Origin of the sequence: Desulfallas sp. Bu1-1 (genome assembly GCF_015594625.1) — a bacterium.
GTDB lineage: Bacteria > Bacillota > Desulfotomaculia > Desulfotomaculales > Desulfallaceae > JADNRQ01.
The window spans coordinates 445,870-461,510 of sequence record NZ_JADNRQ010000001.1 but is presented as its reverse complement, the minus strand read 5'-3'; the positions used below and the strand labels follow the sequence as shown (position 1 = coordinate 461,510).

Below are 15,641 nucleotides of genomic sequence, written 5' to 3'. Positions count from 1 at the left end.
AAAACCAGGCAGTTGTAACCACAAACAAACAGGTTTACAGTTGCCTGGTCTTTTTTATCCAATATAACATTCACAATAAAACCCGCGGTGTTAACGCGGATCTTTTCAGTACCATTTTTCCAAACCCTCAAAATTTCCTCATCCTGAATAACAAATTCAACTATGGAGCATAATAAAGTGCTGTAGAAAAGAAATTGAATAGTCGTTCAACTTCTCTAGCTTCATTCTATCAATAGCAAGGAATTATTAGGCTTAATCTTCCATTTGTTTGGCCAAAAAAGCTGCAGCCGTCTCTGAAAGTTTCTTTTCCAGGTCTCCCATCCGGGCGCCTTCGCCGGAAGTAATAATGACAGCGCCAATGGCGTTCCCGTTGTTGACAATGGGCGCAATTACGCTGTTTTTAAAAGACACCCGTTCGTCCGCGGTGAGACTGTGAGTTTCCTCCAAAATGCCGGTCTGCCGGCTGTTCATAATGTCTTCCAGCACGGGTCCGATGGACTTGTTCATAAGGTCTTTTTTAAACCTCCCAGCGACAGCGATTATTTCGTCCCTGTCGGCAACACAAACTACATGCCCCAGCACTTCGTGCAGGGAATCGGCATACTCCTGGGCGAATTGCCCAAGGTCATTGATGGGGGAGTATTTCTTTAAAATTACCTCCCCTTCCTTGTCAATATAAATTTCCAGCGGCTCACCATCACGTATCCGCATTGTGCGCCTGATTTCCTTGGGGATTACAACCCGGCCCAAATCATCTATCCTTCTAACAATCCCTGTTGCTCGCAAAGTTAAATCCTCCTTTTAGTGATAAATTGCTAATCTTAGTTTTTTCCTTCTCTAGAAAAACTATTACTAGAAAATTATGATAAATTATCCCCGCAGTACCAGGTTATTTTCGTACCGTTTCCATTCTGTTGGACCATCGGCGCCGTGACCACGCCCACCATCAGCACGGTGGTTAAAAAACAGGCCACCGCCGTTACGCTGGCCCCCGCGGCAATTAATGAGGCGCCCAGGCGATCTGCAGGGCTTTGCCGGTTTTTTCCCGGTCCTTGCGCCAGGAAACAATTAAAGCCACCGCCGCCAGAATAAAAAGCACGGCATTGAACATATCCCCGAAACCTCCACTTGATTACTCCTTTTCAGTTGAGAAGCACTTTCAGCATAATGGCGTTTTACTTTGGATTGTTATTAACCTTTCATTGGTAAAAGCTTCATTAATAACTTTTTAATATACACTACAGCTAATTGGTTAACTGGAAAAAGGAGAGGATTTAAGCCTCTCCTTTAAGCTCCTTGATCTTTTCTTCCACTGCCTTGGCTTCCAGTTTTAAATCCTGCAGGTATTTTTCCAGCTTGACTACCTGTTCCTCTTTACCGTAAAACTTGCGATTAAACCCGCCGGAGCTGCAGCAGCAGCCTTCATGCCGGACCGGTTGATGAGGTAAGCTCCCATGGCACCGGTTCATGTGCCGGTGCGGAATCAGCCTGCCCGGGTTTATTATATTGTATTAGAATTTCTTACTATGGACAATTTATTATTAATAACAAACAGGTTTGTTGGGCAGGAGGTTTGAATTCATGCAGGATAGATTGGCCAACGGTTTTTTAGCGGGCCTGGCCGGCGGCGTCGCAATGAACATTGTCAACCTGGCATCTTACTATTTGAATATCGCCACTCTACGTTTTTTGGACTGGTCGGCGGTTGCAATTTATGGACATAAACCTCATAGTTTCTGGGAAGCGGCGTTTGCCCAGGCGGCACAACTCGTCTTTGTCGGCACACTGGGCATCATTTTTGCCTACCTGATTCCTGTGCTGACAAGCAAAAATTACCTGTTGAGAGGATGGCTGTTTGGTACCGCAGTATGGTTTTCCCTGTACGGACTGACACTGTTATTCCAAATTCAAGATAAAATACCTGTATTTCTCGCAACTGCAGTAACTGATTTTGTAAGTGCCTCTATTTATGGCCTGGTCCAGGCCGAGGCTTTTCAGCGGCTGGGTAAAAGAGCGGAAGTATAACGGATCGACAGCAATACTCGGCAAAAGCCGGTTTTCCCATTCATTACATAAACTCCGGCCCACGCTCCGGAGGACGTCAAAAACCGGCCCGGATACAGGAAACTGAAAGCCGTTTTCGGAATAATCAGGCTTATATCATAGAGGACGACTTGGTCACCTTGCCCGTCCAAGGATTGTCCAGGGGTTGGAGGAAACGGCCAAAATCATTCATTCCGAATTATTTAACCGGTAAATCAAGTATATAATGCTCATCACATAAAACCCCTTTCCAGGGGTTAAAAACGCATTACGGCCGGTCGCCTTTTTTAAGGATCATGTTGGCGAATTTTTCTTGGGATTTAGTCGCAGCGGTTGCCGCGGCTCCAATAAGCCTGCGCAAATCGGGATCCAGGATTTCCGTCTCAATCAAGGCGTAAGCCATTGCCGCCATCCTGGCGTCTTTTTCGTAATCCTGCAGCATGTCCATGTCGGTAAATTTCATTGCCATCACTCCATAGTCATGTTTTCATAATACCGTTGTAAAGCCTGGTAACCTTGTCTCAACAGCCTGGCCTCATCTTCAAAGGCCCTTTTAACCTCGGGATCGACAGCGTTGCCGGCGAAGAATTCACACTTGCGGGCGGCAACTTGGGTTTCCGAGATCATTTTGACCAAATATGCTCCTTCCTTAATTCTTTGGACCGTAGTAGGGTCAAATTCACGTAACCGGGGATTCTTTTCATTCATTGTTTTAAATATGTTCAACATATAAACCTCCCCCCTTTTATATTTATTTTGCGTCCCCAGCACTTTATTATGTAATAGACTTTGGCAATAAACTTCATTGAAAAGCCGGAGAGTAATTCCTCCGGTTTTGCCTTTTTCTATTATACAAGTCCGGTATCGCCCCGGCCGGGTAAAATGAACCAAAACTATTCTTGCAGGATAATCACCATACGAAAAGAGATAATAAAATTATGTTAAACCAATGGGGTAAGGAGGCCATTAAATAATTATGAAGCCGTCTAAAACAATTCTTCTGCCCCTTATAGTCCTGCTTGGAACATCGCTGGCCCTGGGATGGCATCTAGCCGTAAACAAGCACGCCGGGCCCGGGGCTATAACGGCCGCCTTGAATAATTCCGGCCGCGACGTAAAAAAAGAAAGCAAAGAAGACGGGGTAAAACCCAAAGATTATGCTATTTATGAACAATTCAAGGGCATGGAAAAACCCTACGAGGGACCCCTGCCCTGGGAAAAAAACGCCCGCTTTCGGGAAACCATCAAAAAGCATAACACGCCCGTGCTTATGGCCGCATATAGAGCCACATTGCATGACCCTTTGCCGGGAGAAGGTTATAATATCGGCCTGGCGGCAAAACAACTGGCCGGAACAGTGGTCCGGCCGGGTGAAATTTTTTCCCAAAACCGGACTATCGGGCCATACACCGAATACCGCGGCTACCAGTCCGGCCCCACATATATGGGTAATCGATATACCACCACCGTGGGGGGCGGAGTGTGTAAAATCGCCACCATGTTATATAATGTGGTCACTTTTAGCGATCTTAAAGTCATCATGCGCAGTTCCCACTCCATGACCGTGCCCTATGTCCCGCCAGGGCAGGACGCCACCGTGTATTACGGGGCCAGGGATTTTCGTTTTTTAAACAATACGGAAGGGCCGGTTGTGATCTGGTCCCAGAAGGTTGGCGATACACTTTATATGGCCTTATACGGCACCACAAAGCCGCCGAAAGTAACCTGGCACCATAAGATTATCAAAAGAACCAGGTACTGGACGGAATACCGGTATAACCCCGAGTTGCCGCCGGGCACGGAAAAAGTAATCGCGCCCGGACAGGATGGTTACGTCGTAAAATCGTGGGTTACCGTGGAAGCGCCCGGCGGCACGGTTACCTTAAAACAAAAGGGAACAAGCTGGTATAACGCAAGCCCGCGCATAATTGAGCGCGGGCCGCGCAAACAGCAATAACCTAATCCAAGCAAACAAAAAACAGGCCTATGGTAATTAGAGCAGCCCCTATAATTTGGCAACCGGTGGCCATCTCACCTAAAAAAAAGTAACTGAGCAGCATGGTCACCAGGGGTGAACAGGATAAAATCAATGTTACTTCATTAATGTTCCCTCCTTTCAGGGCGGCAAAATAGGCCAGGTCGCCCAGTAACGTTGCCAGGATGGCCTCAATGCTTATAAACAACCACAGCAGGGGTGGTATTTGAATAATTTGGCTAAACCCACGGGAGGCGATCAGCCACCCCATTACCAGCGAGGCTGCAATAAGGGTTCGCAGCGAAAGGGCGGTAACCGGGTTTACGTTGTATAAACCGAGTTTACCAAACAAGGGAGCCAACCCCCAGCACAACATGCCCAAAAACGCATAAAAAATAGCCATTGGGATCCCCCTCCCGGCTTTCGTGGAGACTTTATACCCAATAATTATTTTTTATGCTTATGTGTTTGCTTCCCGGTTTATTCTTAAGGCAAAGCAAAACCGGGGATAAAACCCCGGTTTTACATGGTTCTGGGTGTCACTCTCCGGCCTATTTCCGTTAATTCCCTGGCAAAGCTGGTTACCGGCTTACCCTGGGCGATACCCCTGGATACTTTTTTAATCCTGGTCACAATATCCGGATCCGAACTGACATATACGGTTTTTATCGTAGGCTCCAAATTTTTGATTCTGTTGATCACCGCCTTTTCAACTTCTTTGGTCTGGCTTTTTTCAATGTTCGCATTAATATCCAGCCCCACATAGGCCTTATTTCCCGCAACTACCACGGTTGAACTTTTAACCCACTTAACCCTGTCAGCCTCCCTGGCAATGCGCTGCGCTTTCTCATTGGCCACATTACCGGTTCGCGCCTGGTTGGGCGCCGGTTCCGTCGGAGCGGGCTTTCTGGCAGCTGCCGAGCAACCGCTGAAAATAAAGATTGACAGGACAAGCAGGCTTAATAGCAGGTGCAAAATCCTTTTCCTGCTGTTCATATTATCACTCCCTTAAAATTAAATTTCTTTTCTTTAGGTTGTAAAAAGTAATAAAAAAATATTCTCCGGGCTGAGGAATTGATTTTAAAGAAATGATTAGAAGAACTTTCGATAACAACCAGGCAATTGTGGTTTGCACGGGCGCGCTAATAAGCGCTACAATTGTAATAAATCAGCGTTCAGTATCAAATTACGAAAGGGGTTTCGGTTTTGCTTTTTGCTATCAACCAGGATAAATGCAACCGGTGCGGGATTTGCGCAGCGGTATGCCCCGCCAGGATCATTAAATTTAAGGACCGGAATTCATTCCCCGTACCGCTGAATGGAGCATCCCTAGTGTGCATCGAATGCGGCCATTGCGTCGCCGCGTGCCCTCAAGGCGCTTTTAGCCATAGGGATATGCAGCCCGAAGATTGTATTCCTATTGAAAAAAAGGCGCCATTGAGCCCGGAACAGGTTGAAGTATTTCTTTGTTCCCGCCGGTCCATCCGGGTTTACCAGGAAAAACCGGTTGAACCGGGGACTTTAAAAAGACTTATCGAGATCGCCCGTTATGCTCCCACCGCCCGTAACATGCAGAACGTATATTGGATTGTTATTTACGACAAAAATGAATTGAATCGCCTGGGCGGGCTGGTGATAGATTGGATGAGGCATTTAATCCGGGAAAACCCGGAAATCGCCCGTTCCCTGCATTATAACGTGCTGATTGAAGAATGGGAAAGGGGGACGGACCGGATATTTCGCGGCGCGCCGCATCTGATCATCGCTCACGCGCCGGCCCGAGATCATTATGCCGCCGAAAACTGCGCCGGAGCTCTCGCTTACCTGGAGCTGGCCGCGTATGCCATGGGTCTGGGATCGTGCTGGGCGGGCTACTTTACCACGGCGGCCCGCGCTTACCAACCGCTGAAGGAACGTTTAACTCTGCCGCAGGGCCACAGTTGTTTTGGCGCGGTGATGGTCGGTTACCCCAAGCACCGTTATTATCGCATTCCGCTGCGCAATAAGCCGGTAATAGAATGGCGTTAGGTCATCAGCCTTAACGGATACCAGCGTTAACACCAACTAACGTAACACCCCATACCCCGGGCGATAAAAAAGACCGAGTTTTAAACTTCGGCCTTCTTTTTTTATCTTTACAATTTACTTGTTTTTATTCTGAAAACACTTGTAGCAAGCCAGGCAGCCAAAAACCTTGCGCCCGCCCGGTTGCACCAGCTCCGTTTCGATACCTTCTTTTTGCAGTTCTCCCAAAACTATGTTTAAAGCGTTGAACGTATTTCCTTCACCCTCGGGCTACCGTTAAAAGCCACGACTTTCACCGGCAAAATCCCTCCCAGCAAACTATATTCTCAAATTACTCGCCGATAATTTTAACCAGAACCCTTTTTCTCCTTTTTCCGTCGAATTCGCCGTAAAAAATTTGTTCCCAAGGCCCGAGATCCAGCCTGCCGCCAGTCACCGCCACCACCACTTCCCGGCCCATGATGGTCCGCTTTAAATGGGCGTCGGCATTGTCTTCATACCCGTTATGACGGTAGCGTGAATAGGGTTTTTCCGGGGCCAGCCCTTCCAGCCATACCTCAAAATCGTGGTGGAGCCCCTGTTCATCGTCATTGATAAATACGCTGGCGGTTATGTGCATGGCGTTACAGAGAAGCAATCCTTCTTTGATGCCGCTCTCCGCCAGGCACGCTTCAACGTCGGGGGTGATATTGATAAACGCCCGCCTGCTTGGAACTTCAAACCACAGCTCTTTCCGGTAACTTTTCATTTGAAATTGCCTCCTTCAAATAAACTTTATTCTAACCAGGGTTGACAATTCCTTCTTTATTTATAACCATGAGCGGCCCGGAAAATTTGTAACAAACGGCTGGTATAATTCATAATATATTTACCAGAAGCTTCCAGAATCAGGAGGAAAGCTTTATGACCATACAAAGCCATTGGACTCCGCAAGCGGCGGTACCCCCCGGCGGTCACCGGTTGCCGCCCCTGCCCTACCCTTATAACGCGCTGGAACCGGTTATCAGCGCGACCACCCTGCGCATCCATCACGACCTGCACCACCAGTCCTACGTCGACGGGTTGAACAAGGCGGAGCTCAAACTGGTGGAGGCTCGCCGGCAAGGCAACTTTGAGCTGATCAAGCACTGGGAACGGGAACTGGCCTTTCATGGTTCCGGCCATATATTGCACAGCATTTACTGGACGGTGATGGCCCCCGGAGGGGGCGGCCAACCCCACATGCAGACGCTGAGCCGAATCAACGCCTATTTTGGAAGTTACCCGGCTTTCCGGGAACAGTTTATATCCGCGGCCAAGAACGTGGAAGCCTCGGGTTGGGCGATGTTGACCTGGCAACCGGCCTGGGGGAGGCTGGAAATCCTTATGGCGGAAAAGCACCAGGATCTCACCCAGTGGGGTGGAATTCCCATTCTTGTGCTGGACGTTTGGGAACACGCCTATTACCTGGAATATCAAAACAGGCGCGCCGACTACGTTGAAGCGTGGTGGGGACTGGTTAACTGGGGAGAAGTGGAAAGGCGCCTGCATCTGGCCATACGGGGCCAATTGCCTTTATCTATTTATGACTATTAAGTAAGCTATTAAGTAAAAACAGCGCAAGCGAACACCCGGTTGTACCGGGGCTCGCGGTTAAAGAAAAGTTTTCAACTTTTCAATTCCCTTGATTATGGTATTATGGCAGAACTCAGCGGCTCTCGCCCCTCTTTGCAGCATTTCCACCAGCTCTTCCGGTTCCAACCCGGTGGAGGCCAATTCCCGCGGCACGTCTTCCAGCAGCAGCGCCAGGGCACGCGGGTTCCCGGCCAGTTCAATGAAAACGGCCTCCGCCATTTCCGGATCGGAGAGCACCGGGGGCAGTTCCCACACCCGGTGGTCCCCCCCGGGCCCGCACAGGCAACGCACCCATGCCCCGGCCGCGGCATAAACGGCATCTTCCAGCAACATCTCCAGCATCGAAGCGCTCTCCCGGATCTCCGGCCCGGACGGGGTTTGAAAAACCACCCGGGCTTTTTTGCCGGCAGCCCGTTTTTTTATATCAAGCAGGGTTTCCAGCAGCCATTTCAGGTCGGAAAAATCACCCGCGCCGGGCACCCAGCCGGCCAGATCGCCCCGCAACAAAGTCAGTATGACACCGTATTCCCCCCTGCGGTTCAGGCATTCCACCAGCTCATCGCGGCCGGCGCATCTGCCGATTGACACCGCCTGCCGCTTCAGCGGCAGGCCGGACAAAAACGCCAGCAGGTCCGCCCTTTCCTCCACCGGCCCCGGCGCCTCCACTTTTGCCGCCATTTGCCCGACCAGCCAGGGTTTGGCCGCAAAATCCCAGCTTTTTTGCAATTAAATCCAGCTCCTTTAAAAATGATAATTCAACCCTTAATTTATTTCATGCCCCCGAATAATATTTCAATCAAGCAGGATGTCCCGCCGGCAGCGCCAAATAATAATGCCGAGGGGGGTTACAATGCAATCATTACTTCTATACGCCGGCGCGGCGGCTGTGCTGATGCTATTGAGTTTAACAGCCCGGGAACAGGAACAATACAAAGGGCTGAAGTTGTTCGGCTACTTCTTCACCAGCACCCTTGGATTTAAAGTCTCCCAGTACATCATCCCCACCGGAATCATCTTTGCGGCTATTTTAATTTACCGTACCCATTTGAACCGGCTGCCAAAAATCCTGGCGGCAGGGTTGGGTTTGATCTTTACCGCCATCAACGTGTACCTAATGTAAAGAAATCAACGATCCCTTCCCGTTCTTTTCGGCAGCGCATATCAGAGCACATATAGTTGCACCGTTGCGGAGAAAATATCAACCGGGAGGAGACCATTATGAGCGTGTGGCGAAAAAAAACCGTGGAGTCAATCCTGGCTGAGAAAAAAGAAAACAAACGCGGCCTGGTGCCTTCCCTTGGAGTGGCCGACCTGACGGCGCTGGGCGTCGGCGCGGTCATCGGTACCGGCATCTTCGTGCTCACCGGGGTGGCGGCGGCCAATTACGCGGGCCCCGGCATAATTTTTTCCTTTATCCTTTCCGGCATCGCCGCCGCCCTTGCGGCCCTGGTGTACGCGGAACTGGCCGCGGCCATCCCGTCCGCCGGGAGCGCCTATACCTTTTCCTATGTCAGCCTGGGCGAAATTGTTGCCTGGCTGGTGGGCTGGAACCTGATCCTGGAATACCTGGTGGCGGCCGGCGCCGTCTCCATCGGGTGGAGTTCATATATGGGCGACCTGCTGCGTTCTCTGGGAATAGCACTTCCCGCGGCCTACACGTCATCCCCCTTTGAGGGCGGCATGATCAACCTGCCCGCCGCGCTGATCGTTTTGCTGATTACCGGCCTGATCATTACAGGAACCCAGCACAGCGCCACCGCCAATAAAATAATTGTGGTTGTCAAGCTGGCGACCATCGGCTTGTTTATCGCCCTGGGCGTGCAGCACATCAACCCGGACAACTGGCGCCCGGTGCTACCCTACGGCATTACCGGGGTCTTCCACGGCGCCGCCATTGTATTTTTCGCCTATATCGGTTTCGACGCCGTGGCCACGGCGTCGGAGGAGGTTAAAAACCCTCAACGGGATTTGCCACGAGGGATTATCTGGACGCTGGCCCTGTCCACCACACTTTACGTCGCCGTTGCCGCCACTTTGACGGGCATGGTTAAATATACCGCCCTGAATACGGCATCGCCGGTGGCCACCGCACTGTTTATGGTGGGCATCCCATGGGCCTCGGCCCTTGTGTCCGTGGGCGCGCTGGCGGGCCTGACCAGCGTGCTGCTGGTGGCCATGTACGGGCAGAGCCGTATCTTTTTCGCCATGGGCAGGGACGACCTGTTGCCGCCCATCTTTGACTGGCTGCACCCCCGGCTGCGCACCCCGCTCTGGGACAGCGTGATCATCGGCATCCTGGTAGCTTCCATTGGTGCTTTTTTACCGATCGGCCTGGTGGCCGAGCTGGCCAATATCGGCACCCTCAGCGCATTTATCGCCGTTTCCATGGGCGTAATTATCCTGCGCCGCACCAATCCCGATCTGCGGCGCCCATTCCGCCTGCCTTTCATGCCCGTAATCCCGGTGCTGACCATAGTTGCCGCCGGATACCTGGCCCTCAACCTGCCGCCCCTGACCTGGGTGCGGTTTGCCATCTGGATTGCCATCGGCCTAGCCATATATTTTTTCTACGGATACAGAAAAAGCAAACTGGCCGGGGAGCCCGGGCCGGCCATTCCCGGTGGAGCCTTGCCGCAACCGGCCCGCAAGCCTGTATTTGAAGACATAGAAAAGCATAATCCGCGGGAATAATCAAAATATTGCGCGGGCCAGGCTGCCCAGCAGGTACAGAATCGATACCACGCAGACCCCGTACCCCGCCAGGAGATCAAATAAAGTATCTTCCCGCTCAAGACTGCGGGATACCCTATCAATAAACGATGTTCTGCGGGCAATTTGTTTTCGCGCAGTCCGCTTTGCCGCATGGCCGCTTGTTTGCCCGCATGTTCGTTTTAAAACCGCCGCGTCAACCTGCATAGCATGTCCCCCGTAAAACCATCTTAGCATCTAGAACAATTGTTTGGGTTTATTATATTCCGGGGACCTCCCGCCGTCAAGACTCAATCTTGCTCAAAACAAATATTCTGTTGATAGTTTTCTTCCGAATACACCCGCAAGCCTTCCCTGATCAACAGCGCGGCGGTGCAACCGCAGCCGGGGATTTTTTTCCCGCTGAACGTTCCGTCGTAAATCATGCCGCTGCCGCAGGATGGGCTACGTTCCTTCAAAATGGCCACCCGGGCGCCATGCTTGCGGGCAATGGCTAAAACTTCCCCCGCCCCCCGCAAAAAAACATTTGTTTTATCCTCGCCCCGGGAGGTAAGCACCCTGGCCCTCCCGTCCAGCACGTCAAACCCGTCACCGCCCACAATTTCGTTAGGGTCCCGTGGTACGGGCAATCCACCCAAAACTTCCGGGCAAACCGGCACGGCTTTACCTTCCTCCACCATCTTGCGCAGTTCGGGGTAATCAAACCCGTCCCCGGTATACCGGCATTTCTCCCCGGCCAGACAGGCGCTTACAATTAGCATTTTCTTCATCTCCAATCATGAAAATTATCAGCATAATTTATCAACTTATGTTTTGCCTGTCAACGGGCAAAATATAACCAGCTGTTTACCCCGGACATTGCCACCTCGCCCCGCTCCCGTTAATTAATAATTTTTTTTGTTGCCGGGACATACGCTTGATTGCATTTTCCCTCCGCATGGCGCTGCCCCTGTCCGGCAAAATTTCAAAATAAACCAATTGCACCGGCCTGCGTGACCTGGTATATTTACTGGCAATACCCAGATTATGTTTTTTCAGCCTCTCCTCCAGGTCGGCGGCATAGCCGGTGTAAAAAGTGCCGTCGCCACATAAAAGCAGGTATACATAAAACATTGACGATCCATCCTTCGTTTACTGCTATTGGGTAACTAAACCAAAATTTTGCTGGAAGAGGCATTGACCTTTAGTTTATAATATACTAATATTTAGATTAAGGAGGGATTGCCGTGGCACAAGCTAAATTTAAATGCAACCATTGTTTGAAAGATTTTTTAGTTAAATATGTATTGTTTAAACCCGGTCAAATTAATTGCCCTTATTGCGGAAGCTCCGATGTCCGGGAAGAAAAAAATTCCGGGTGCGGTTGCCAAAGCAAAGGGTTTTTTACCTGAGGTTAAACGAAACGGAAGCGGGACTTCCGTCGAAAACCCCCGTTGATGGCCAAACCACCGGGGGTTTTGTCTTGTCATGGCATATAAAGACATAATAATTATGTAGATTTTATTATCCAATTATGTTAATATATTCCATGATATTTTAAGGAGATGATTTAAATGATTGATCTGGTGGAAGAATACAGTGAGTATCAGATATCTCCCTTGATTCCCGTTCTGGATGAATTTGAAGCAAACATACGTGATTCCCTGGCGGGTATTAAACACGCCGATCTAAAGGATAAATTAATCCTGGAAGCTAAAATCTACGGTGAACTGGTCCAAACAATGGACAAGCACGGAATGCGCACTTACGGGTTGGCCACAGCCATTAAAAAATATTACAATTATCTCGCTGTAGAAGTTTTTATCAACGGCCCCAAATCCAAAACAATCCGGGTGATTAAAATTCCGCTGAAATAAACCCCTGGAGTTTTGATGGTTCGCAATACCCCGGGGGAACGGGGCTTGACTAGTTATCTATTTGCATCGCCGTAACGGTAATATACTTTTCTTCACCGAGTCCCCTTACACACATGATGTCTTCGGTTTCATTCCAGGCCAGCGTTACGTCTATGCCTTCAGAACAGTTGATGCTGTTCAAGTCTATCCTGGCCTGGCGCACCCAGTCTTCGGTAAGGTGCACGAAAACAAGTTCAAACCCGCTGCTACGAAACAACTTGAACCTGGCGTCGCCCACCAGCTTATAAAAGATGGTGACCTCTTTAATGTTCCTGTCGAATATTTGCCGGTCTTTGAGTTCGAAATTTATTCTACCGGCCAGTTCGTTATCTTCATTGAGCAGGTCGGCTATCCCAGCGACCATGACATCCCCTCCCGTGAATGATATATTATTACATACAACCGAAAAGCACTTTTTTCCTGCCCGCATCCTGCAATTTACCGCCAGTTTTTATCAGGGCTATTTTTTTATAAAACAACTGCCCCCGATAAATTCGCGGATAATTGAGTTGGAAGGCACTTCATCGGAGGAAATGGGTACAAAATAGCCTAAAAAACGGCGCAGGCGCCGGACCATGGCGTATTCCCGGTGGTCACGGTTCACCATCTTCAGCAGAGGCTCGGCATACCCCTTCAAAACCGCCAGTTCATAGATCAATGCGGAATTGAACATAATATCCGCGCTTTCCTGGAATGGGAAAATGTGCCGCTCTTCGCCGCGCCGCACCGACTCCCAGCGGCGAATGGTCTCCATGGCCGAGTAACCCCTGGTATGGTAATCCCGCACGATGCGCCGCAAAATCCGCAGGTAAGTGGTGGGGATCCAGTTATGGCTGTCCAGGTTGATCTGGGTCAACGCGCTGACGTAAATTTTAAATTTCCGCCCCTTGGGAATTGAAGACGTAAGCTTGTCGTTCAGCCCGTGAATACCTTCCACGATCAACAGGTCCCTGTCGTCCATTTTCAGGGTCTTGCCGCTTTTTTCCCGTTTCCCGGTAATAAAGTTATAACGGGGCAGTTCGATTTCTTCCCCCTGGATCAGGCTGATCAGGTGTTCGTTAAACAACTCCATGTCAATGGCCTCAATACATTCAAAATCGTACTCCCCTTTTTCATCCCTTGGCGTCAGTTCCCTGTCCACAAAATAATCGTCCATGGAAATGGGCACGGGCCTGATTCCGTGGATGCGCAATTGCACGCCCAGGCGCTGGGCAAAGGTGGTTTTGCCCGAGGAGGAAGGTCCGGCGATCAACACAATTCTGATCAAATCAATGTTTCTGGCAATCTGGTCGGCTATTTCCCCGATTTTCTTCTCGTGAAACGCCTCGGCCACCCTGATTAAATTACTTCCCCCGTCCCTTTCCAGCAATTCATTGAGTTCCACCAGGTTGCGCACTTCAAGGACACGGCTCCACTTTTCCGACTCGTAATAGATGTTGGCCAGCTTGCCCTGTTCCACGTATTCCGGCACTACCAGCGGGTTTTCCTTCCGGGGCAGTTCCAGAATAAACCCCGGCATATAGTAGCGCAGCCGGAAAACGCCAAGGTAACCCGTGCTGGGAACCATATTGCCGTACGTAAAGTCATGAAACCAGCCGCAGGTGTGCACCCAGACCGAAGGATATTTACGATACCGCAGCAATTCCAATTTTTCAGTCTGCCCGGATTGTTTAAACAGGGCCTCCACGTTTTCTTTGGGAACTTGCCGGATAATTATCGGCTCGTCTGCTTTAACGATTTCATGCATGCGTTTTTCAATATTTTCTATATCAACTTTTCTTAACGGGCGATGATAGTCTATCTCGCCGTAAACGCCGTTTCCCAGGGTATGTTCCATTCTAACCCTGCAGCCCGGCAAAACTTCGCTGGCGGCGCGCACCAACAGCATCACCATGCTGCGGGTATAGATGCGCATGCCGTCGGTAGTCCCCATGTCGGTAAATTCTATGGTGCTGTCCTGGTCCAGTTCGGAACGCAACCCGATCAACGCGTTGTCGACATATACCCCGACAACGGGGGATTTACGGACAACGTTTTCATACTTCAACAGGTCCAGAACCGGAGTTCCCCGGGGCACTTCGATCACACCGGTACCCACCAGGTTTACTTTGATCATGTCGGTATTGTTTTCTGCAACGCTCAAGTTTTTGGCCATAACAACACCCCATTATTCTGTTATGATTTACTATTAACTAATAAATTAAATTCTACTAAAATTTTTAAAATCCTTGTTTTATTATTCACAAGCCAATTGTTCCCGGAGACTCAATCCCGAAATACCCTGGAACACAAAACAATCCGGTTGCTGAAAACGCCCAAACGCCTTTTAAAAACAACAACTCGGCAGGAGATAATTGCATAATTGCGTGATTAATTATATAAATATTACAAATATTCTGCGTTTTATATCTTATTTTTTGGCTCTCAAGGAGTGAAAAGTATGAACGACGTACAATTCTCCAATGACCTGGTCATGGAAATTCGCAAAATGGAAAAAACGCTGGTCAAACATCCTGCCGTGGAGGATGTTGTTGTTATATCTTTCCACACACCGGACGGTGAACAAAAAATTAAAGCGTTTGTTGAGCCGGGCACACCGCCCCCTTCTGTGGAAAGCATTATTGAATACTGTCAAAGGGAATGCGGCAATGCAACCTTACCCATCGAAATCGTTTTCAGGGAAATCCCCCGCACCGCGTCAGGCAAGGTAATCAGACAACAGTTATTGCATTCGTAATAATTTAGGGAACCCCCAAGGGTTCCCTTTCATCTTGCATCCCGCTAAGCTCTTGCCAAGCTTCAAAACCATCTTCACCGGATGATTATACGTATGCGGCGCGGTGGTCAATTGCGTTACAAACCAAAGTCGGATGCAGTGAAAACCGCTTCCACCTTCACTCCCATCCTCGCCAGGGCTTCGGTGCCCCCCTCCTGCCTGTCCACCAGGGCGATGGCCTTGACCACCTCGCAGCCAACTTCCCTGACAGCCTCAACGGCCTTGATAATCGAACCCCCGGTGGTAATCACGTCATCCACGACAACCACCCGCTGCCCCGCTTTGAGCGGCGGGCCCTCGATCAGGCGCATGGTTCCGTGTTTTTTGGCCTCCTTGCGTACAATAAACAAGGATATATCCATATTGCGCTGGTAGGCCACCACCCCCACCGCGCCCACTATGGGGTCGGCCCCCAAGGTTAACCCCCCTACGGCGTCCACATTATCATCCCGGATCATGTCGCAGATGATATTGGCAATATGGTAAGCGCCACTGGGGCTGAGCGATACCTTTCTCCCGTCAAAATAATAATTGCTGGTCTTTCCCGACGAAAGCACCACCCGGCGGCGCTCAAAAGCCCGGCTATCCAGCAACTCCTTTAATG

At 49.9% G+C, this 15,641-nt stretch carries 22 protein-coding genes and 1 pseudogene; 8 read left to right on the top strand and 15 right to left on the bottom strand.

From position 1 onward, the window contains the following. Nucleotides 1-252 precede the first annotated feature (252 nt). Nucleotides 253-786 (bottom strand): stage V sporulation protein T, encoded by a 534-nt coding sequence (gene spoVT / locus IT084_RS02180; protein ID WP_195710659.1) that lies wholly within the window; start codon nt 784-786, stop codon nt 253-255. Nucleotides 787-1,274: 488 nt separating this feature from the next. Next, complete coding sequence (locus IT084_RS02170; protein ID WP_195710657.1) at nt 1,275-1,469, bottom strand: hypothetical protein; 195 nt, start codon at nt 1,467-1,469, stop codon at nt 1,275-1,277. Between the two features lie 112 nt (nt 1,470-1,581). On the opposite strand from IT084_RS02170, the gene IT084_RS02165 reads away from it, so the two are divergent. Further along, nucleotides 1,582-2,025 (top strand): DUF6789 family protein, encoded by a 444-nt coding sequence (locus IT084_RS02165; protein WP_195710655.1) that lies wholly within the window; start codon nt 1,582-1,584, stop codon nt 2,023-2,025. Between the two features lie 286 nt (nt 2,026-2,311). On the opposite strand, the gene IT084_RS02160 is transcribed toward IT084_RS02165, so the two are convergent. Next, nucleotides 2,312-2,506 (bottom strand): spore coat protein, encoded by a 195-nt coding sequence (locus tag IT084_RS02160; RefSeq protein ID WP_195710653.1) that lies wholly within the window; start codon nt 2,504-2,506, stop codon nt 2,312-2,314. Between the two features lie 5 nt (nt 2,507-2,511). After that, nucleotides 2,512-2,772: a hypothetical protein gene (locus tag IT084_RS02155; protein WP_195710652.1), complete on the bottom strand. Its 261-nt coding sequence runs from the start codon at nt 2,770-2,772 to the stop codon at nt 2,512-2,514. Nucleotides 2,773-3,019: 247 nt separating this feature from the next. Between IT084_RS02155 and IT084_RS02150 the strand changes: the two genes are divergently transcribed. Next, nucleotides 3,020-4,000 (top strand): VanW family protein, encoded by a 981-nt coding sequence (locus IT084_RS02150; RefSeq protein ID WP_195710650.1) that lies wholly within the window; start codon nt 3,020-3,022, stop codon nt 3,998-4,000. Nucleotide 4,001: 1 nt separating this feature from the next. Here the strand turns inward: IT084_RS02150 and IT084_RS02145 are convergent, their stop codons facing one another. After that, nucleotides 4,002-4,421, bottom strand: a complete 420-nt coding sequence (locus tag IT084_RS02145) for an EamA family transporter (RefSeq protein ID WP_195710648.1) — start codon at nt 4,419-4,421, stop codon at nt 4,002-4,004. A gap of 119 nt (nt 4,422-4,540) precedes the next feature. Then, nucleotides 4,541-5,014 (bottom strand): YhcN/YlaJ family sporulation lipoprotein, encoded by a 474-nt coding sequence (locus tag IT084_RS02140; protein ID WP_195710645.1) that lies wholly within the window; start codon nt 5,012-5,014, stop codon nt 4,541-4,543. 210 nt (nt 5,015-5,224) lie between these two features. Between IT084_RS02140 and IT084_RS02135 the strand changes: the two genes are divergently transcribed. Beyond that, entirely contained in the window at nt 5,225-6,046 is an 822-nt protein-coding gene (locus IT084_RS02135; RefSeq protein WP_195710643.1) for a nitroreductase family protein, read from the top strand. 120 nt (nt 6,047-6,166) lie between these two features. On the opposite strand, the pseudogene IT084_RS18095 reads toward IT084_RS02135, so the two are convergent. Both IT084_RS18095 and IT084_RS02130 read right to left on the bottom strand, forming a co-directional pair. Next, nucleotides 6,167-6,339, bottom strand: a pseudogene (locus IT084_RS18095) (flavodoxin family protein); the annotation flags it as partial. A gap of 35 nt (nt 6,340-6,374) precedes the next feature. After that, a complete protein-coding gene (locus tag IT084_RS02130) occupies nt 6,375-6,791 on the bottom strand; it encodes a secondary thiamine-phosphate synthase enzyme YjbQ (protein WP_195710642.1) in 417 nt (138 codons plus the stop codon). A gap of 155 nt (nt 6,792-6,946) precedes the next feature. On the opposite strand from IT084_RS02130, the gene IT084_RS02125 reads away from it, so the two are divergent. Further along, nucleotides 6,947-7,618 (top strand): superoxide dismutase, encoded by a 672-nt coding sequence (locus IT084_RS02125; RefSeq protein WP_195710640.1) that lies wholly within the window; start codon nt 6,947-6,949, stop codon nt 7,616-7,618. Nucleotides 7,619-7,675: 57 nt separating this feature from the next. Here IT084_RS02125 and IT084_RS02120 read toward each other — a convergent pair whose 3' ends face one another. Beyond that, on the bottom strand, nt 7,676-8,383 hold the full coding sequence (locus IT084_RS02120; RefSeq protein ID WP_195710638.1) for a hypothetical protein: 708 nt from the start codon (nt 8,381-8,383) through the stop codon (nt 7,676-7,678). Nucleotides 8,384-8,507: 124 nt separating this feature from the next. Between IT084_RS02120 and IT084_RS02115 the strand changes: the two genes are divergently transcribed. Continuing rightward, on the top strand, nt 8,508-8,777 hold the full coding sequence (locus IT084_RS02115; protein WP_195710636.1) for a hypothetical protein: 270 nt from the start codon (nt 8,508-8,510) through the stop codon (nt 8,775-8,777). Nucleotides 8,778-8,875: 98 nt separating this feature from the next. After that, the gene (locus IT084_RS02110; protein WP_195710634.1) at nt 8,876-10,348 is read left to right on the top strand and encodes an amino acid permease; all 1,473 of its coding nucleotides are present in this window, start codon (nt 8,876-8,878) and stop codon (nt 10,346-10,348) included. On the opposite strand, the gene IT084_RS02105 is transcribed toward IT084_RS02110, so the two are convergent. The 3 genes from IT084_RS02105 to IT084_RS02095 form a co-directional block, all read right to left on the bottom strand. Then, on the bottom strand, nt 10,349-10,573 hold the full coding sequence (locus tag IT084_RS02105; RefSeq protein ID WP_195710632.1) for a hypothetical protein: 225 nt from the start codon (nt 10,571-10,573) through the stop codon (nt 10,349-10,351). Nucleotides 10,574-10,656: 83 nt separating this feature from the next. Further along, nucleotides 10,657-11,127 (bottom strand): DUF523 domain-containing protein, encoded by a 471-nt coding sequence (locus tag IT084_RS02100; protein WP_195710630.1) that lies wholly within the window; start codon nt 11,125-11,127, stop codon nt 10,657-10,659. A gap of 85 nt (nt 11,128-11,212) precedes the next feature. Next, a complete protein-coding gene (locus IT084_RS02095) occupies nt 11,213-11,479 on the bottom strand; it encodes a GIY-YIG nuclease family protein (protein ID WP_195710628.1) in 267 nt (88 codons plus the stop codon). 440 nt (nt 11,480-11,919) lie between these two features. On the opposite strand from IT084_RS02095, the gene IT084_RS02090 reads away from it, so the two are divergent. Further along, the gene (locus IT084_RS02090; RefSeq protein ID WP_195710626.1) at nt 11,920-12,222 is read left to right on the top strand and encodes a hypothetical protein; all 303 of its coding nucleotides are present in this window, start codon (nt 11,920-11,922) and stop codon (nt 12,220-12,222) included. Between the two features lie 49 nt (nt 12,223-12,271). Here the strand turns inward: IT084_RS02090 and IT084_RS02085 are convergent, their stop codons facing one another. After that, the gene (locus tag IT084_RS02085) at nt 12,272-12,625 is read right to left on the bottom strand and encodes a hypothetical protein (RefSeq protein ID WP_195710624.1); all 354 of its coding nucleotides are present in this window, start codon (nt 12,623-12,625) and stop codon (nt 12,272-12,274) included. Nucleotides 12,626-12,721: 96 nt separating this feature from the next. Continuing rightward, nucleotides 12,722-14,416 (bottom strand): nucleoside kinase, encoded by a 1,695-nt coding sequence (locus IT084_RS02080; protein ID WP_195710622.1) that lies wholly within the window; start codon nt 14,414-14,416, stop codon nt 12,722-12,724. A gap of 285 nt (nt 14,417-14,701) precedes the next feature. On the opposite strand from IT084_RS02080, the gene IT084_RS02075 reads away from it, so the two are divergent. Continuing rightward, on the top strand, nt 14,702-14,998 hold the full coding sequence (locus IT084_RS02075) for an acyl--CoA ligase (RefSeq protein ID WP_195710620.1): 297 nt from the start codon (nt 14,702-14,704) through the stop codon (nt 14,996-14,998). Nucleotides 14,999-15,114: 116 nt separating this feature from the next. Here the strand turns inward: IT084_RS02075 and pyrE are convergent, their stop codons facing one another. After that, nucleotides 15,115-15,630 (bottom strand): orotate phosphoribosyltransferase, encoded by a 516-nt coding sequence (gene pyrE / locus IT084_RS02070; protein WP_207744360.1) that lies wholly within the window; start codon nt 15,628-15,630, stop codon nt 15,115-15,117. Nucleotides 15,631-15,641: the final 11 nt, after the last annotated feature.